Annotated in this window: 15 protein-coding genes; 7 read left to right on the top strand and 8 right to left on the bottom strand. The window is 59.2% G+C overall.

The genetic code is table 11. The features are described from left to right. Positions 1-8: 8 nt before the first annotated feature. Positions 9-1,343, top strand: a complete 1,335-nt coding sequence (locus AC6RA8_RS01145; protein WP_500350292.1) for a trimethylamine monooxygenase — start codon at positions 9-11, stop codon at positions 1,341-1,343. A gap of 8 nt (positions 1,344-1,351) precedes the next feature. On the opposite strand, the gene AC6RA8_RS01140 is transcribed toward AC6RA8_RS01145, so the two are convergent. From AC6RA8_RS01140 to AC6RA8_RS01125, 4 genes are all read right to left on the bottom strand, one after another. Then, on the bottom strand, positions 1,352-1,963 hold the full coding sequence (locus tag AC6RA8_RS01140; RefSeq protein ID WP_500350291.1) for a dimethylsulfonioproprionate lyase family protein: 612 nt from the start codon (positions 1,961-1,963) through the stop codon (positions 1,352-1,354). A 65-nt stretch (positions 1,964-2,028) separates the two neighbouring features. Continuing rightward, complete coding sequence (locus tag AC6RA8_RS01135) at positions 2,029-2,439, bottom strand: hypothetical protein (protein ID WP_500350290.1); 411 nt, start codon at positions 2,437-2,439, stop codon at positions 2,029-2,031. Next, complete coding sequence (locus AC6RA8_RS01130; RefSeq protein WP_500350289.1) at positions 2,436-2,813, bottom strand: hypothetical protein; 378 nt, start codon at positions 2,811-2,813, stop codon at positions 2,436-2,438. The genes AC6RA8_RS01135 and AC6RA8_RS01130 overlap by 4 nt, the downstream gene beginning before the upstream one ends. After that, positions 2,810-5,179, bottom strand: a complete 2,370-nt coding sequence (locus tag AC6RA8_RS01125; RefSeq protein ID WP_500350288.1) for a trimethylamine N-oxide demethylase — start codon at positions 5,177-5,179, stop codon at positions 2,810-2,812. Before AC6RA8_RS01125 ends, AC6RA8_RS01130 begins: the two co-directional genes overlap by 4 nt. A 136-nt stretch (positions 5,180-5,315) precedes the next feature. Here AC6RA8_RS01125 and AC6RA8_RS01120 point away from each other — a divergent pair, with 136 nt between their 5' ends. After that, a complete protein-coding gene (locus AC6RA8_RS01120) occupies positions 5,316-6,155 on the top strand; it encodes an EamA family transporter (protein ID WP_500350287.1) in 840 nt (279 codons plus the stop codon). Here AC6RA8_RS01120 and AC6RA8_RS01115 read toward each other — a convergent pair. The 4 genes from AC6RA8_RS01115 to AC6RA8_RS01100 all read right to left on the bottom strand — a co-directional run bounded on the left by AC6RA8_RS01115 (position 6,152) and on the right by AC6RA8_RS01100 (position 9,875). After that, complete coding sequence (locus tag AC6RA8_RS01115; RefSeq protein ID WP_500350286.1) at positions 6,152-7,168, bottom strand: GlxA family transcriptional regulator; 1,017 nt, start codon at positions 7,166-7,168, stop codon at positions 6,152-6,154. The genes AC6RA8_RS01120 and AC6RA8_RS01115 overlap by 4 nt on opposite strands. Position 7,169: 1 nt before the next feature. Then, the gene (locus AC6RA8_RS01110) at positions 7,170-8,054 is read right to left on the bottom strand and encodes a bifunctional 5,10-methylenetetrahydrofolate dehydrogenase/5,10-methenyltetrahydrofolate cyclohydrolase (RefSeq protein ID WP_500350285.1); all 885 of its coding nucleotides are present in this window, start codon (positions 8,052-8,054) and stop codon (positions 7,170-7,172) included. Between the two features lie 143 nt (positions 8,055-8,197). Then, positions 8,198-9,175 carry an HpcH/HpaI aldolase/citrate lyase family protein gene (locus AC6RA8_RS01105; protein ID WP_500350284.1) on the bottom strand — a complete coding sequence of 326 codons (978 nt, stop codon included), beginning with the start codon at positions 9,173-9,175 and terminating at the stop codon, positions 8,198-8,200. A gap of 76 nt (positions 9,176-9,251) precedes the next feature. Next, positions 9,252-9,875, bottom strand: a complete 624-nt coding sequence (locus AC6RA8_RS01100; RefSeq protein ID WP_500350354.1) for a response regulator transcription factor — start codon at positions 9,873-9,875, stop codon at positions 9,252-9,254. A 252-nt stretch (positions 9,876-10,127) separates the two neighbouring features. Here AC6RA8_RS01100 and AC6RA8_RS01095 point away from each other — a divergent pair, with 252 nt between their 5' ends. From AC6RA8_RS01095 to glyA, 5 genes are read left to right on the top strand one after another with little or no spacing between them, the layout of a single operon-like run. Beyond that, positions 10,128-11,375, top strand: a complete 1,248-nt coding sequence (locus AC6RA8_RS01095) for an aminotransferase class V-fold PLP-dependent enzyme (RefSeq protein ID WP_500350283.1) — start codon at positions 10,128-10,130, stop codon at positions 11,373-11,375. Positions 11,376-11,389: 14 nt separating this feature from the next. Continuing rightward, positions 11,390-12,589 carry a malate--CoA ligase subunit beta gene (locus AC6RA8_RS01090; RefSeq protein ID WP_500350282.1) on the top strand — a complete coding sequence of 400 codons (1,200 nt, stop codon included), beginning with the start codon at positions 11,390-11,392 and terminating at the stop codon, positions 12,587-12,589. Further along, positions 12,586-13,473, top strand: coding sequence for a succinate--CoA ligase subunit alpha (sucD, locus tag AC6RA8_RS01085; protein WP_500350281.1), 888 nt, complete (start codon positions 12,586-12,588; stop codon positions 13,471-13,473). The genes AC6RA8_RS01090 and sucD overlap by 4 nt, the downstream gene beginning before the upstream one ends. Continuing rightward, positions 13,473-14,444 (top strand): 2-hydroxyacid dehydrogenase, encoded by a 972-nt coding sequence (locus tag AC6RA8_RS01080; RefSeq protein WP_500350280.1) that lies wholly within the window; start codon positions 13,473-13,475, stop codon positions 14,442-14,444. Before sucD ends, AC6RA8_RS01080 begins: the two co-directional genes overlap by 1 nt. 18 nt (positions 14,445-14,462) lie before the next feature. Further along, the gene (glyA, locus tag AC6RA8_RS01075; RefSeq protein ID WP_500350279.1) at positions 14,463-15,758 is read left to right on the top strand and encodes a serine hydroxymethyltransferase; all 1,296 of its coding nucleotides are present in this window, start codon (positions 14,463-14,465) and stop codon (positions 15,756-15,758) included. The last annotated feature ends 484 nt before the right edge of the window (positions 15,759-16,242 follow it).

The following is a 16,242-nucleotide window of genomic DNA, read 5'->3' as shown; positions in this document are numbered from 1 at the left end:
GTCGCACCATGCCCAAACGTATCGCCATCATCGGGGCCGGCCCATCGGGTTTGGCACAACTGCGCGCGTTCCAATCGGCAAAGATGAATGGCGAAGACATTCCCGAGATCGTCTGTTTCGAGAAGCAGGCGAATTGGGGTGGGCTGTGGAACTACACATGGCGCACAGGCGTGGATCAGTATGGTGAGCCTGTGCACGGGTCGATGTATCGGTATCTGTGGTCGAACGGGCCGAAGGAGGGCCTCGAATTTGCCGACTATTCGTTCGAGGAGCATTTCGGCAAGCAGATTGCCTCTTATCCGCCGCGCGCCGTTTTGTTCGACTACATCCAAGGGCGCGTTGAAAAGGCGGGCGTGCGTGACTGGATCCGGTTCGAGACGGCGGTGCGCCGGGTCGAATTTGAAGGCGGGGTCTTCAGCGTGACGGTCAAAGACCTGCCGAACGACCGGGAATACACCGAAGAGTTCGACCATGTGATCTGCGCCTCAGGTCACTTTTCGACCCCCAACGTGCCGGAATTCCCGGGCTTTGAAAGCTTCAAGGGTCGGGTTTTGCACGCCCACGACTTTCGCGATGCGCTGGAGTTCAAGGATCAGGATATTCTGATTGTCGGCACCAGCTATTCGGCGGAAGACATCGGGTCGCAATGCTGGAAGTACGGCGCCAAGTCGATCACCGTGTCACACCGCACGGCGGCCATGGGCTATGACTGGCCCGACAACTGGGCCGAGGTTCCGCTCTTGACCCATGTCGATGGCAAAACGGCGCATTTCAAGGATGGCACCAGCCGCGATGTGGATGCGGTTATTCTGTGCACGGGCTATCAGCACCACTTCCCCTTCATGGCAGAGGATTTATGCCTGAAAACGGCGAACCGGCTGGCGACAGCAGACCTGTATAAAGGTGTGGCTTGGGTGCATAATCCGGCGTTGTATTATCTGGGCATGCAGGACCAGTGGTTCACCTTCAACATGTTCGACGCGCAGGCCTGGTGGGTGCGCGATGCGATCATGGGTAAGATCGCGATGCCGTCGAAGGCCGAGATGGAGGCCGATGTGGTCGACCGCGTCGCGCGCGAGGATGCGGGCGCGGATGACTATGACGCGATCTGGTATCAGGGGGACTACATCAAGGAACTGATTGCTGAGACGGACTATCCGTCCTTTGACGTCGAAGGGGCCTGCAAGGCGTTCAAGGAGTGGAAGGGCCACAAGAAGCAGGGGATCATGACGTTCCGCGACAATGGCTACAAATCGGTGATGACTGGGACGATGGCGCCTAAGCACCACACACCGTGGGTGGATGCGCTGGACGACAGCCTTGAGGTGTATTTGCAGAACTAGCCTTTGATCTATGCGAGGGCCGTTTGTACCTGCGCGTCGAGGATGGGCGGTGTGTCGAACTCATTCCGCCACAGCACCAGACACAGAACAGGATCATCGCGCGTCTCCATCGCGTGCGACTGGTTGCGCGCGTGAAAGCAAGCGTCTCCGGCGCGCAGCGTCGTATCTTGTGCGCCAGCCTTGCGGAAGACGGCAGAGCCTGACAGCACGAGGTAAAGCTCTTCGGCGGGGTGGTGGTGCCACCGGTAGTACAGGCCGGGCGGCATATAGACCATGAAGACGCGCGCTGTGTTTGACCAGAACGGGGCGTCTGGTCCGATAATGCAGTAGCAGCCGAACCGGTCCATGAAGTCGTCGCCGATATCCGTATCCTTGTAGGTTTCGCGCCAATGTGCCGTTGGTCCGGCGCGAATGATGGCCTGGCTCAGCGCTTCGTAGGTCGGGTGGTGACGCCAGCGGGTTTCTTGCGCCAGATAGCTGCCGCAGGGACAGGATTTGGGTGTCATATCCTGCTGCGTCACGTCGGTCGGGAAAGGAACGAAGGCGCGGACGTCCGGGTGCCGGATGCAGACCGTGCGGGTTGCGTGCAACAGGTTTTCAAAGACATCATTCGCATTCATGCCGAGAGTCTGAGCCGCAAATCCAATGCCGGTCTTGTGCAAAAACGACGCGAGGTCGCAGGCGTTCAATCTTTGGGCGCGACGCGCAGGAATATGAAAGTCTGCTGCAGCGCGCCCTTGTCTTTGATCGAAATGCTGACTTGCGCGGTGTCTGTGTCGAACATGCGCAGGTCATAGCTGTCGGGGTGGTTCACGCCCTGGTCGGTCAGGCCATCCGTGTTCAGGCATTGCGTTGTTGCATCAAGCAATTCTGTGAACGTGTCGGTTGCGGCCTGCGCGCGGTAGTCGAAGGGCCAACGGCAGTTGATGGCTCTGGCACCGGTCAGATCGAGCGACATAGCGCAGATGCCGGGCGTGCCGTCGGGCAAGGCGATTTCGGTCGTGGTGCCTTGGGTGAGTGCTGTGAGGTTCGCGCAATACGTATCCGCATGCGCCACTGTGGCGGCAAGCGTCAGGAGGGCCGCGTGGCGGATCATTCGGCCACCAGTTGTTCGCCGTCGACCAGCTTGAACGGTGTGGGCGGCGTTGCCTTGCTGACCCAGTAGAACGTGCCGTCCCATTCCATGACGAACCAGCCCTCCCAGTCGGCGTCGCGGGGCCAGATGCTTTGGTATTCGTGCTTGTCCGCGTCGATGCGCCATTCGCCGCGGGTCGAGCGGGCGTTTTCCAGTGCAAAGATCGTGGTGCCGTCGGGGTTGAAGTATTGGCGGTAGCCGGTGCCCTCCCACTTGCCGATGGCGGTGTTGCCGGACAGCAGCGCGTCGATCTCGTGCGCCTTGAGTTTCACTGCCTGCGCGTGGGCGGGCAGGGCGAGGGTGAGCAGTCCGGCAAGGAAGGCGCGGCGGATCATGAGCGGGGCCGCTCTTTCTTCGGGTCATAGTGGGCGAAGGGGACGATTTCGGCGGGCAGGCGTTTCTGGTGGCCGTCGAGTTTGCCGACCTCGACCTGTGTGCCGATGTCGGCGTGGGCCACATCGATGCGGGCCAGTGCGATATTCTTGTCCAGGAGTGGTGAGCGCATGGAGGACGTGACCTCGCCAATCTGGGCGCGGCCGATGTGGATGCAATCGCCGTGATCGACCTGCACATTGCTGTCGATGTTGAGGCCGACAAGTTTGCGGCTGGGGTGCTCCTTGCGCCGGATCAGCGCGTCGCGCCCGATGAAGTCGTCGGGTTTGGATTTGAGTGGGACGGTGAAGCCGATCCCGGCTTCGAACGGGTCGGTCTGGTCCGAAAAGTCGTAACCGGCAAAGATCAGCCCGGCCTCGATCCGCACCATGTCGAGCGCTTCGAGCCCCATGGGGCGCAGGTCGTGATCCTGACCTGACTCCCAGATCGCGTCGAAGATTTCAGAGGCGTGTTTGGGGTGGCACATGACTTCATAGCCCAGTTCGCCTGTATAGCCGGTGCGCGAGATGACGAAGGGGGTGCCGCTTTCGTTGTTGAGGCGGGCCGGAGTAAAGCGGAACCAGCCGAGCTGGTCGAACTCGGGGTTATGGGGGGCGGTCCAGACGATCTTGCGCAAGAGATCGCGGCTTTCGGGGCCTTGGACGGCGACGTTGTGCAGCTGATCGGTGGAGGAGCGGACGAGGACCTTGAGGCCCAGCTTGTCGGCCTGTTCGCGCAGCCAGTCGCCGCCATAGTCATTTCCACCGATCCAGCGGAAGTTGTCCTTGCCGAGCCGGAAGACCGTGCCGTCGTCGATCATGCCGCCGTGTTCGTAGCACATGGCGGTGTACACCACCCCGCCCACTGCCAGTGTTTTCATGTTGCGGGTGAAGACGTATTGACACAGCGCCTCGGCATCGGGGCCGGTGATCTCGAATTTGCGGAGCGGGGAGAGGTCCATGATCACCGCCTTTTGGCGGCAGGCCCAGTATTCCTCAATCGGGCCCGCTTCGGCAAAGCAGTTGGCGAGCCAGTAGCCGTTGTAATTGACAAAGTTGCGGGTGTGCTTGGCAAAGCTGTCGTGGAAGGCGGTTTGTTTGGTCATTTTGGGGTCCGCATCAGGGGTGGGCCGGTAGGCGACGCTGCGTTGGAAGGTTTCGCGCCCGCTATAGGTGCGCACGTGGATGTCGGTGGGGTTCCAGCCATTGGCGGCAGTGGTGTCGTCGGGGCAGGCAGAGGAGACGCAGACGATGTCCGTGAGCGCGCGCAGCAGGACGTAGTCGCCGGGGCGCGACCATGGCTCGTCCGAATACATGACGCCGTGTTCGTCGAGATAGGTGTTGAAGAAGAAGTTGATCGCCATCCAGCCAGGGCGTCCTGTGACGTTGAACTCGGACAAGGCGGTGTTGAAGTTTTCCGAGCAATTGATGTGACCGGGATAGCCGATGTCGTCGTAATACTTGGCCGAACAGGCAAGCGCGAAGGCGTCGTGGCGCCCGCAAGTGTCCTGCACCACTTCGACCAGCGGCAGCATCTCCTGATCGTAGTATTTGGCGTGCAGGCCGGGCATCGGATAGGCGTGGCCCATCAGCGTACGGGTGGTGGTGACGTCAAGCGCGTGTTCGATCCCCTTGTCGAGCTTGCGGGCCGAAAAGCATTCGAAATCCGTACATTGGCGGCCATCGACGTCGATAATCTGTATGTAGTCGCCCGCTTTGACAAAGAAGGCCTCGGCTGTGGCGCTGTGCACCCGGATGTCAGCCACCGGGTCGGCCAAAGGGTCAGGCAATTCGAACTTTACGTGGCTTTTGATTGTGGCGCGCTTGATCATCACGGTCAGGGGCGTGACGGTGTCCTGTACTTCGGCATCCATGGCACCGCCCGGGGCCGCGATGATCAGCGTCCCATCGCCGGTGACGCGCATGTCTTCTTCGGCCTTGGCGCGGGTGCCCAATTCAAACAGCCGAACCGCGCGCGCCGCGGCCAGATCAATGCGCCGCGCATCAAGGCCCATCCGTAAGCCGCGCAGCGACTGATCACTGCCCGCTAGCAAAGCTCGCAGACCATCGGCAGGCGCGTCCGCTGGACGATCCAGCACACTGTCCGCTACACGCCCTTGGCCGTCTGCGCAGACCACTTCGCAGACCTGTCCACCTTCGTCATTGATGATTAAGACCTGATCGCCAGCTTCGACCGGAATCAGAACGGCCCCACCGCCCTGCACGACATAGCGTTCAGTGCCGGGCGGCAAAGAGAACTGGGCAGGCTGAATGATCTGGCTGGGAAGCGGCGGACCGGGCTTCACCTTGGGATAAGGATCGTCAAGCATTGTCGCCTCCCACGCCGCCAAACTTTGCACTAGCGGAATAAATGTTTAACTGTGAGAATAACGAGGCGGTGGCCATGCCGCAAGCAAAGGGGCAGCGCCGCGTGCGAAAAACATTTCCGATCTTGACGGGCCGACAATGGGCGCACTGACGCTCGGCCTGATCGCGGCGTTTTGCTGGGGCGTGCACGATACGCTTGTGCGCTACATTTCGCAAAGGGTGGGCGTGTTCCAATCCCTGTTTCCGGTGCTGGTGAGCGGATGTATCGCCACGACCATATTAGCAGGCGCGCTTGGCGCAGGCGGGCTTGCAACGAATGCTGCCGTCTATGCTGTTCTGTCCGGCGTGATCTTTGGCCTCACGGGGGCCGCATTTTACAAGGCGCTGGCGATTGGGCCGGTGCGGGTCGTAGCGCCGATTGTTGCAAGCTTTCCCATCCTTTCGGTGGGCTGGGCGGTGATGAATGGACAGACCGTGACAGCCTTTCAATGGGTTGCGGTGCTGATCGTCGTCACGGGCTGCGGGTTCGTTGCAGCCACGTCAAAGGATGATACAGGCGCCGGTGCGCAGCCTGCAGCCATCCTGTGGTCCGCGCTGGCGGCCATCGGGTTCGCGGTATCTTTTGCCGTTGGGCAATTGTCCGTTGACGGCGGGGCCGAGATGACAGCCATCGCGATTGCGCGCGTGGCTGCGGTCGGTGTCGTTGGGGCAGCTGCGTTGATCCTGCGGCAACCGATCATGCCGGCCAAGTCTGCGTTGCCGGTGTTGGCGGTTATGGGCGTGCTGGACGCGACCGCGATTGGTGCGGTGATGCTGGCAGGCAGCTTTGCCTATCCCGCCTTTGCGTCTGTGGCGGCGTCAACCTTCGGGGTACTGACCATCATTCTGGCTGCCGTGTTTCTGCGCGAGGCGGTGGTCCGCATCCAGTGGCTCGGGATCTTGGTCGTGTTTGCGGCGATTGGCTATCTGGCCGTCTAGCGACCTTCATAAGTCAAAAGCTGGATGCTTTTGCGTGACCGCATTTTGGACGGCGTTACGCCGTATTCCCCTTTGACCGCTTTGGACATGGTTGTGCAGGACGCAAAACCACAGGCAATGGCGATGTCGATCATGGGCAGCAGAGACTCTTCGATCATCTTGCGCGCACGTTTCACCCGCAGGCGCTTGTAGAACCGCGCGGGCGTGTCATTGAACGTGGTGCGGAACACGCGCTCCAGATGCCGGGTCGAGACGCCGACCCGTGCCGTGATGTCGTCCATGGACAGGGGATCATTCACCGTGTCTTCCATCAGGCGGATGACCTTGGTCAGCCGCGCGTCAAACATGCCTTCGTTGTCCGCCATGCCTTTGGGTTGTTCCGCGTCGCTTTTGCGGAGGGTCTGCAGCAGCAGATGGTTGCCAAGTTCGGCCACTTGCGGGCTGGTCAGGTGGGGCGCGACAAGCCCCACCATCAATTCAAGCGTGGCCCCCGCTCCTGCTGCGGTGATGATCCCATCGGAGTTTTCGCTAAGATGCGTGGTGAGTTTGGGGTGGTAGCCCGTTTCGACAAGGTTGGTGATGTCGCGCCAGTGGGTGGTGACGCGCCCACTGGGGGCCTTGGTCGTCTGAATATAGGCGGTGGCGGCATCCGACAGCAGCACCACGGTGCGTGCCTTGCGCTGCATCGCACGTGCCCTTGCCAGCCATTTGCCCGCTGCGGCCCCTTTACCACCGACCACAAACATCATGTCGGCCAGCCGGTGGTCGCCAATGGCCGGCTCGGCCCGCACAAGGGCGCCCTGATCGCCTGCGATGATGCCCGGTGTGTCAGTGCTGTAGCGCCAGGAGAACAGATCGCGCCCCAAAAGCGTGTTGGCGGTGGCCAGCACGTGGGTGATTGATGTCAGTTCTAGCCCACTGAACCCCTTGGCCACATGGATTTCGATCATCCGCGACTGCGCTTGGGTGTCTATTGCGGCGGCGACGTCAAAGCGATTGTCGGGTTTGCCCATCTCAATCCATCCATCCTGCTGCGACCTGGCGCTGGTGCGCTACGGTTGCGTTGCGCATCAGAATTGCCACCGTGACCGGCCCGACGCCCCCCGGTACCGGGGTGATCCAGCCTGCGATGTCTACAACCGCGTCTGTGTCGACGTCGCCCACGATTTCGGGTGTGCCGTCCGGCCCATCGATCTGGTTGATCCCGATGTCGATCACCGCAGCACCGGGTTTGATCATGTCGGGTCCCAGAAAGTGCGGAATGCCGACGGCCACGACGACCACGTCGGCCCGGCGCGAGTGCATGGCAACCGAACGGGTCAGGTGGTGGCAGACGGTGACGGTTGCCCCTTCGGCCATCAGCATCATGGCGGCAGGTTTGCCAACGATTTCCGAGTGGCCGATCATGACCACTTCCAGCCCTTTGAGATCAAGGCCTGTTTCCTTGATCAACTCGACGCTGGCCGCCGCCGTGCAGGGGGCCAGGGCCACGTCAGAATAGACGATGTTGCCGATGGAGGCGGGGTTCATCCCCTCCACATCCTTGAGGGGGTGGATCGCCGATTGCAGCGAGCGCAGGTTGATGTGGTCGGGTACAGGGCGCTGCAGGATGATCCCCAGTACATCGGCGTCATCATTCATCGCTTGAATCTGTGCCTTCGCCTGATCCTGGGTGATGTCGCCGGGCCAGAACTGGGTTTCAAACGGCAGGTCGGCGCGGGCTGCGCCCCGTTGCTGATTGCGCACGTAGACCGCAATTTCCGGCACGTCACCGATCGAGACCGAGACAAGGCGACCGATAGGACCGCTGTTGCGAATGAACGCGCGGCAGTCATCTAGAATTCGCGACGCGACGGCCCGGCCGTCGATCTGGTGGTGGGTTAGAGCATTGTCTTTCACGGAAGACTCATTCTGGTCGCTGCGCTTGTTGGAGCGAACGTTCCAGATATTTTCTCCGCGTGCAACTTTTTTTACTCATGGTGGTTGCTGATATTCGCGAAGGGTCTTTCATTTTGGCCCTTCGCTGATCGGTGGATCGTCTTTTAGCCGTCCGAGATCTGTTTTGCTTTTTCGACTAGAACCTCGGCTTGACGAATAGATGCATAGTCGATCAACCGGCCATCAAGGCTGACCGCGCCTTTGCCAGCAGCTTCGGCTTCGGCCATGGCGGCGAGGATGCGTTGTGCCTTGTCGATCTCGGCGTCAGACGGGCTCATCACTTCGTTGGCGAGAGCGATCTGGCTGGGGTGTATAGCCCACTTGCCCTCGCATCCCAGAACGGCTGCACGGTAGGCGGCAGCGCGGTAGCCGTCGGGGTCCTGGAAATCTCCGAACGGGCCGTCAATCGGGCGAAGTCCATTTGCACGCGCGGCGACGACCATACGGGCAAGCGCATAGTGCCACATGTCGCCCCAGTGAGTGTCGCGCTGTCCGGCTTCGTCCGGGTCAGTCAGAACGGCATAGTCCTTGTTCACGCCACCGATGATCGTGGTGCGGGCACGGGTTGAGGCAGCGTAATCAGCAACTCCGAAGTGGAGGCTTTCGTTACGGGGGGAGGCACCTGCGATTTCGGTTACGTTCTGCATTCCAAGCGCGGTCTCGATGATGTGCTCGAACCCGATGCGTTTCTTGTAGCCTTTCGCATCCTCGATCTGGGTGACCATCATGTCGACGGCATAGACATCGGCGGCCGTCCCGACCTTGGGGATCATAATAAGATCTAGGCGCTCGCCGGCCTGTTCAACTACGTCGACAACGTCGCGATACATATAGTGCGTGTCGAGCCCGTTGATCCGAACCGACATGGATTTGCGGCCCCAATCAATCTCGTTCAGCGCCTTGATGATATTCTTGCGCGCTTGTTCCTTTTCATCGGGCGCCACCGCGTCCTCAAGATCGAGGAAGATAACATCGACATCGGATTCTGCCGCCTTTTCAAACATTTGAGGCTGGCTTCCGGGAACGGCAAGTTCAGAACGATTGAGACGACCGGGGGCTTGAGTGACCGGGTGAAACGACATGGCGCAGCCTTTCGTGCGTATTAAAATTGCGCGAGAAAGGTCAGCGACGTAAGATTCTGTCAAGCAGAGTTTCAGTCTATCTGGGTATACCGTCCGCGTCATCCCGTTCGAGCGCGAGCCGCGACGAATAATAGAATGCAATGGCTTGGGCGCGGTTCTTGACGCTGAGTTTTTCGTAGAGGTTGGACAGGTGGAATTTTACAGTGTTGACGGTGATACCAAGCTCTTTCGACAGCTCACGGTTGGTCAGCCCCTTTGACAGCGCTTCGAGCATACCGCGTTCTTTGCGCGACAGTTGGTGGATCGGGTCGCTTTGCAGGTCCCGGACGTCGAGAAAGGGAAACACCATCTTGCCTGCGGCTACGTCAATGCAGGTGTCGAGGAGCGTTTCCGCTTCACTGGAGCGGGGCGCAAAGGCGGCGGCCCCTGCCGTCATGGCCAGGCGGGGCAGGTCGCCAGTATCTTCGGCATAGACTACGATGCGCGGCGCGTTTTCCTGATCGCGGAGCACTTCGATGAGTTTCGCACCACCAAGCGCGGGCAAGTTCCAGTCGATTACGCCCACCTGAACTGGCACGCGCATGACAGTGCCGAGAAACCCCTCGGCCGTGGCGGCGGTGGCCACCAAAGAGAATCGCGGATCGCGGTCGATAATCTCGGACAAGGCCGACAATACGAGCGGATTGCTGTCGGCGAGCATGATCTCGATGGGTGCATCAGAATTATCAAGATTTTGATTCATATACGCTATTTCCAATAAACTACCCATTAGGGTGGTAAATTTTTCGGTATACCCCGGTATATTTAGACTTAAGGGTAGTAAATTTCCCACCCATATAGATACCCATAAGTAGGACTAAGGGGCGTTTTCTTGGTCTGCAACGTATTTATCAATCATCCTGCCAATCTTTTCCGCAATGATCTTTCGCGGACCAGCGTGACAGGAGACACTATGACCAACACGATCGCCTTCCCACAGCTTGAAATTCCGAACACAATCGCTGCTGGTCCGGGTCCGGGCAATACCGATGCAAGAGTTTTGGCGCGATATGCCGGTGCCGGGTTGGCAGATCACATGCATGCGGACGTTCTGCGCGGGATGGTCGAGTGCAAGGAGATGCTGCGCGAGGTCATGGGCACCCGCAACACGCACACGTTTGGTGTCGCTGGCACGGGGTGGAGCGGGTTGGACATGATGTTCGCGGCCGTCATGCCCGGCGACAAGGTGGTGATGTTTGTGAATGGCACATTCTCGGGCATTGACGGTTTGACAGTGCGGATGAAAGCCGCGTCAGCCGAAGAGCTGGCTGCAAACTCGCTGGATCCACAGACCGACAACGTGGTGATCATCGACGTACCGCATGGTGATAGCGTGACCGGAGAGATCGTCGAGGCGGCGCTGGCCGAACACAAACCCAAATGGGCCGCCATGGCGCATTGGGAAACCGGATCGGGTCGCGTGAACGACATCCAAGGCTTCAGCAACGCCTGTGAGCGGCATGGTGCGATGGGGCTGGTCGATGCGGTCTCGAGCCTGGGCGTAGGCGATTTCCGCATTGATGACTATCCCGGCGTGCACGGCTGGGCGTCCTGCCCGCAAAAAGGCATTTGCTGTCTGCCGCTAACCTACGCACCCGTATCCTTCAGCGACCAGTATATTGAGACGTTGCGAACGACAGGCACGCGCACGTTCTGCCACCACCCCATCCTTGAGGCGCGTCATTGGGGGATCATCGATGGTCAGGATGTTGAGAAGGGCACCTATCACCGGACCCATTCGGCTTATGCCGTGTCGGCCTTTCACGAGGCTCTGCGCATCTGCCTGCAACAGACCATCACGCAGCGGGCGGCGGATTACACGTTCCACGAAACGGCGTTGCGCCAATGCGTTGAGGCGATGGGGTGTCGTGCCACCTCGAACATGCCTTCGCTCGTCGTTCTGAATTTGCCTGACGCGCTGGCCGGTCGCGAAATGGAGCTGGTGCAGCATTGCCGGGCGCAGAATTTTGGCATTTGGCCCACCCTGTCAGAGCCGGTTCAGGTGCGCATTGGCATTCTGAACCTGCTGTCCGAGGCGGCCATTACTGACATCGTAAACCGCTTTGCCACCGCCCTGCGGGACCTTGGGGCGGATGTGGACCAGACGCAAATCGATGCGGTGCTTCAGGGGCACTACGGCACAGCAATCGCAGCCGAATAATCGGGAGGAACACTATGGATATCCACGAATATCAGGCCAAGGAAATCCTTGCTGGGTTTGGCGTGACCGTCCCGGACGGCGCGCTGGCCTACAGCCCGGAGCAGGCGGCTTATCGTGCCCGCGAACTGGGCGGTGAGCGTTGGGTGGTCAAGGCACAGGTCCACGCAGGTGGGCGTGGCAAGGCAGGCGGCGTGAAGGTGTGCGGCAGCGACACCGAGATACAGGACGCTAGCGAAGCGATGTTTGGCATGAAGCTGGTCACGCACCAGACGGGTCCAGAAGGCAAGGGCGTCTATCGCGTCTATGTCGAAGCGGCAGTGCCGATCGAGCGGGAGATTTACCTGGGCTTTGTGCTGGATCGGACCACGCAGCGTGTGATGATCGTCGCTTCGGCCGAAGGTGGTATGGAGATTGAGGAGATCTCGGAACAGAAGCCAGATAGCATCGTGCGGGCGGTAGTCGAACCTGCCGTTGGCTTGCGCGAATTCCAGTGCCGCCAGATCGCCTTCAAACTGGGTATTGATGCTGCGTTGGTCCAACAAATGGTTCGCACGCTGCAGGGTTGCTATCGCGCATTTACTGAACTGGACGCGACGATGGTCGAGGTCAATCCACTGGTCATCACTGAAGACAGCCGGGTAATTGCGCTGGATGCCAAAATGACCTTTGACGGAAATGCTCTGTTTCGGCACCCGCAAATTTCTGAGTTGCGCGACAAGAGCCAGGAAGATCCCCGCGAAAGCCGCGCGGCGGATCGAGGTCTGAACTATGTAGGACTCGACGGCAACATCGGCTGCATCGTCAACGGCGCGGGTCTGGCCATGGCGACCATGGACACAATCAAGCTAGCGGGCGGTGAGCCAGCGAATTTCCTGGATATTGGCGGTGGCGCAACGCCCGACCGTGTGGCTAAGGCCTTTCGTCTGGTGCTGTCGGATAAGAGTGTTCAGGCGATTTTGGTGAACATCTTTGCTGGCATTAACCGCTGTGATTGGGTGGCGGAAGGTGTGGTGCAGGCCATGAAAGAGGTGGGCGTTGAGGTGCCCGTTATTGTGCGGCTTGCCGGAACGAATGTTGAAGAAGGCCAGAAGATCCTGGCCAAGTCCGGTCTGCCGATCATCCGCGCAAAAACACTGAATGAAGCCGCCGAACGTGCAGTGGGGGCTTGGAGAAACGACCTCTCTCAAGGGGTTAACTTGAGGGCCGTGTCATGAGCATTCTTCTCGACAAAAACACCCGCGTTATCGTCCAGGGCATCACCGGTAAAATGGCGCGCTTTCACACCAGGGACATGATCGAGTACGGCACGAATGTGGTCGGCGGCGTTGTCCCAGGAAAGGGTGGTGAAACCGTCGAAGGATTGCCGGTCTTTGACACGGTTGAAGAGGCTGTGACGGCAACTGGAGCCGAAGCGTCGCTTGTTTTTGTGCCCCCGCCCTTTGCGGCCGACAGCATTATGGAAGCGGCAGACGCTGGTATTCGCTATTGCGTCTGCATCACCGACGGTATTCCGGCGCAGGATATGATCCGTGTGAAGCGGTATATGTACCGTTATCCCAAAGAACGGCGCATGGTGCTGACGGGTCCGAACTGCGCAGGCACGATCAGTCCGGGCAAGGCTTTGTTGGGCATCATGCCCGGCCACATCTACAAAAAAGGCCATGTTGGCATCGTGGGGCGGTCGGGCACGCTGGGCTATGAAGCTGCAAGCCAGTTGAAGGAACTGGGCATCGGTGTGTCCACGTCTGTGGGGATTGGCGGTGATCCGATCAACGGGTCATCCTTTAAAGACATCCTTGAGCGGTTCGAGCAGGACGAAGACACTCATGTCATTGCTTTGATTGGTGAGATTGGTGGACCGCAGGAGGCGGAAGCTGCCGAATACATCCGCGATCACGTATCCAAACCTGTTGTCGCCTACGTGGCTGGTCTGACGGCACCCAAGGGCCGCACGATGGGGCACGCAGGTGCCATCATCTCGGCCTTCGGGGAAAGCGCATCGGAAAAGGTGGAAATCCTATCCGCTGCTGGTGTGACAGTGGCCGACAACCCAGCGGTGATTGGCGCAACAATTGCAAAAGTGATGGAGGTCGCGTGATGGCAAAACCAAGTGTACTGGTCACCCGACGGTGGCCATCTGCAGTCGAGGCGCAGCTTGCCGTGCATTATGATGTTGAATTGAACCGCAGCGACCGTCCGCTGACAGCTGCCGAGTTCCGCGAGGCGATCCAGCGCTATGACGCCGTGTTGCCCACCGTCACGGACAAGATCAGCGCCGAGGCGTTGGATGTCTCCAAGCCGCAGACCAAGATCTTTGCCAATTACGGTGTCGGTTTCACACATATCGACGTGGAAAAGGCCAAGATCCACGGTATCGCCATCACCAATACACCCGACGTATTGTCGGAGTGTACAGCAGACCTTGCCATGACGCTGATGCTTATGGTGGCCCGCCGCGCGGGCGACGGTGAGCGCGAACTGCGCGCGGGCCACTGGTATGGCTGGCGTCCTACGCATTTGATTGGGACAAAGGTATCTGGCAAGACGCTAGGTATCATCGGATTTGGTCGGATCGGTCAGGAAGTGGCCAAACGAGCGCATTTCGGGTTTGGCATGGATATCGTCGTATACAACCGGTCCGAGGTACGGCCTGACATTCTGGCAAGGTTTAACGCCACGCAGGCGCCCAGCATCGATGCGCTGCTGCCGCAATGCGACTTCGTTTCGTTGCACTGCCCTGGCGGAGCAAGTAACGCCAAGATGATTAACTCGCGCCGTCTGGACATGATGAAACCCGATGCGTTCCTAATCAACACCGCCCGCGGCGAGGTCGTGGACGAAGCAGCCCTTGCGCAAGCACTCATGTTCGACACCATTGGCGGTGCAGCACTTGATGTGTTCGAACGTGAACCAGTGATCAATCCGATGCTGGCACAATGCGACAACCTTGTGATGCTGCCCCATCTTGGCAGCGCAACCCGCGAGGCGCGGCAAGCAATGGGCTTTCGTGTGCTCGACAACCTCAACGACTTTTTTGAGGGCAAAGCGCCGCGCGATCGCGTCGCCTGACCTAATGGAGCCAGACAGATGAACGCACCCCACCGTGACACAGGTTTCTTTTCGGCTGATCTGGCCGACACGGATCCAGAGATTTTTGGCGCCATCACCCGTGAACTGGGCCGCCAACGCGACGAGATCGAGCTGATCGCATCCGAGAATATCGTCTCCCGCGCTGTCATGCAGGCGCAAGGCTCTGTGATGACAAACAAATATGCCGAAGGGTATCCGGGGCGTCGCTACTATGGCGGTTGCCAGTTCGTTGATCAGGCGGAAACGCTCGCCATCGAGCGGGCCTGCGCCCTGTTTGGCTGCGGTTTTGCAAATGTGCAGCCAAACTCGGGCAGTCAGGCCAATCAGGGTGTGTTTCTGGCTCTTTTGCAGCCGGGCGATACGATCCTGGGCATGTCGCTGGACGCAGGCGGGCATTTGACCCACGGCGCAAAGCCAAACCAGTCGGGCAAGTGGTTCAATGCAGTCCACTACGCCGTGGATCGCGAGACGCTGGACGTGGATTATGATCAGATTGAAGCGCTGGCGGTGGAACATCAGCCTAAGATGATTATCGCTGGTGGATCGGCCATTCCGCGCCAGCTTGACTTCGCGCGGTTCCGCGAGATTGCGGACAAGGTGGGCGCGTACCTTCTGGCGGATGTGGCCCATTTTGCCGGACTGATTGCGACGGGGCTCTATCCGTCGCCCTTCCCGCATGTGCACGTCGCAACCACGACAACCCACAAGACACTTCGAGGACCGCGCGGCGGCATGATCCTGACGAACGACGAAGCGCTCGCCAAAAAGTTCAACTCTGCCATTTTTCCTGGTATTCAGGGCGGCCCGTTGATGCACGTGATCGCCGCAAAGGCCGTGGCCTTTGGCGAAGCGCTGCAGCCGTCCTTTCGCCAATATCAGCAGGAGGTCGTAAAGAACGCTCAGGCGTTGGCTGATCAGTTGCAGAAGGGCGGTTTGGATGTCGTGACAGGCGGCACAGATACCCACGTGATGTTGGTCGACCTGCGTCCAAAGGGCGTTAAGGGAAACAAGGCCGAGGCCGCACTCGGACGCGCCCATATCACCTGCAACAAGAACGGCATTCCATTCGACACAGAAAAGCCGACCATCACGTCGGGGCTCCGCCTGGGCTCACCAGCCGGAACGACACGAGGCTTTTCTGAACCTGAATTCCGTCAGATTGGCGATTGGATCGTCGAAGTTCTGGATGGGCTTCGTGACGCTGACGGACAAGAAAACTTAGCCGTCGAAGCTCGGATCAAGCAAAGCGTACTCAGCTTGTGCGAAAAGTTCCCGGTCTACGAAGTAATCTAGCCGGCAGAAACTGAACGACGTCTGCCCAAAAGAAGGCTGCATGCATTTGCCATGAGAGCCCCATCAACTGGCTCGACATGTTTAACGCAGCCCAAACCGGCCATTCCTTTGCGTCTCCTTCAATGAATGTCTGCGGTACTTCCGGACTTTTGCCGCGCCGCCCCAATGTCCGCCGTCGCCCAAACCGGACATCTGAAGCCTTGCGGGAAACACTCGCGCGCTGTTGGTTCAAAAGGCATGCCAAGTTCCATAAGCTGCTATTGGTTTTTATCGCACCAGACCTGTGTAACTTGTGTGTAACCAAGCACAGAATGTTCACGATTGACCCCAATCGCTTCCGATACCATCGTATTCAGATCGCACTCATTTATCGATAAAATCCAATTGGTTCAGATCGTTTTGACCAATATCGGAAGATGGCTTTTGATAATTGAAAATCCTCGTGTCGGTGGTTCGATTCCGCCCCCGGGCACCACTTCAACAT

It is taken from the genome of Tateyamaria sp. (assembly GCF_059783535.1).
The sequence above is the reverse complement of the archived record's forward strand: the minus strand, read 5'-3'. Positions and strand labels throughout refer to the sequence as shown.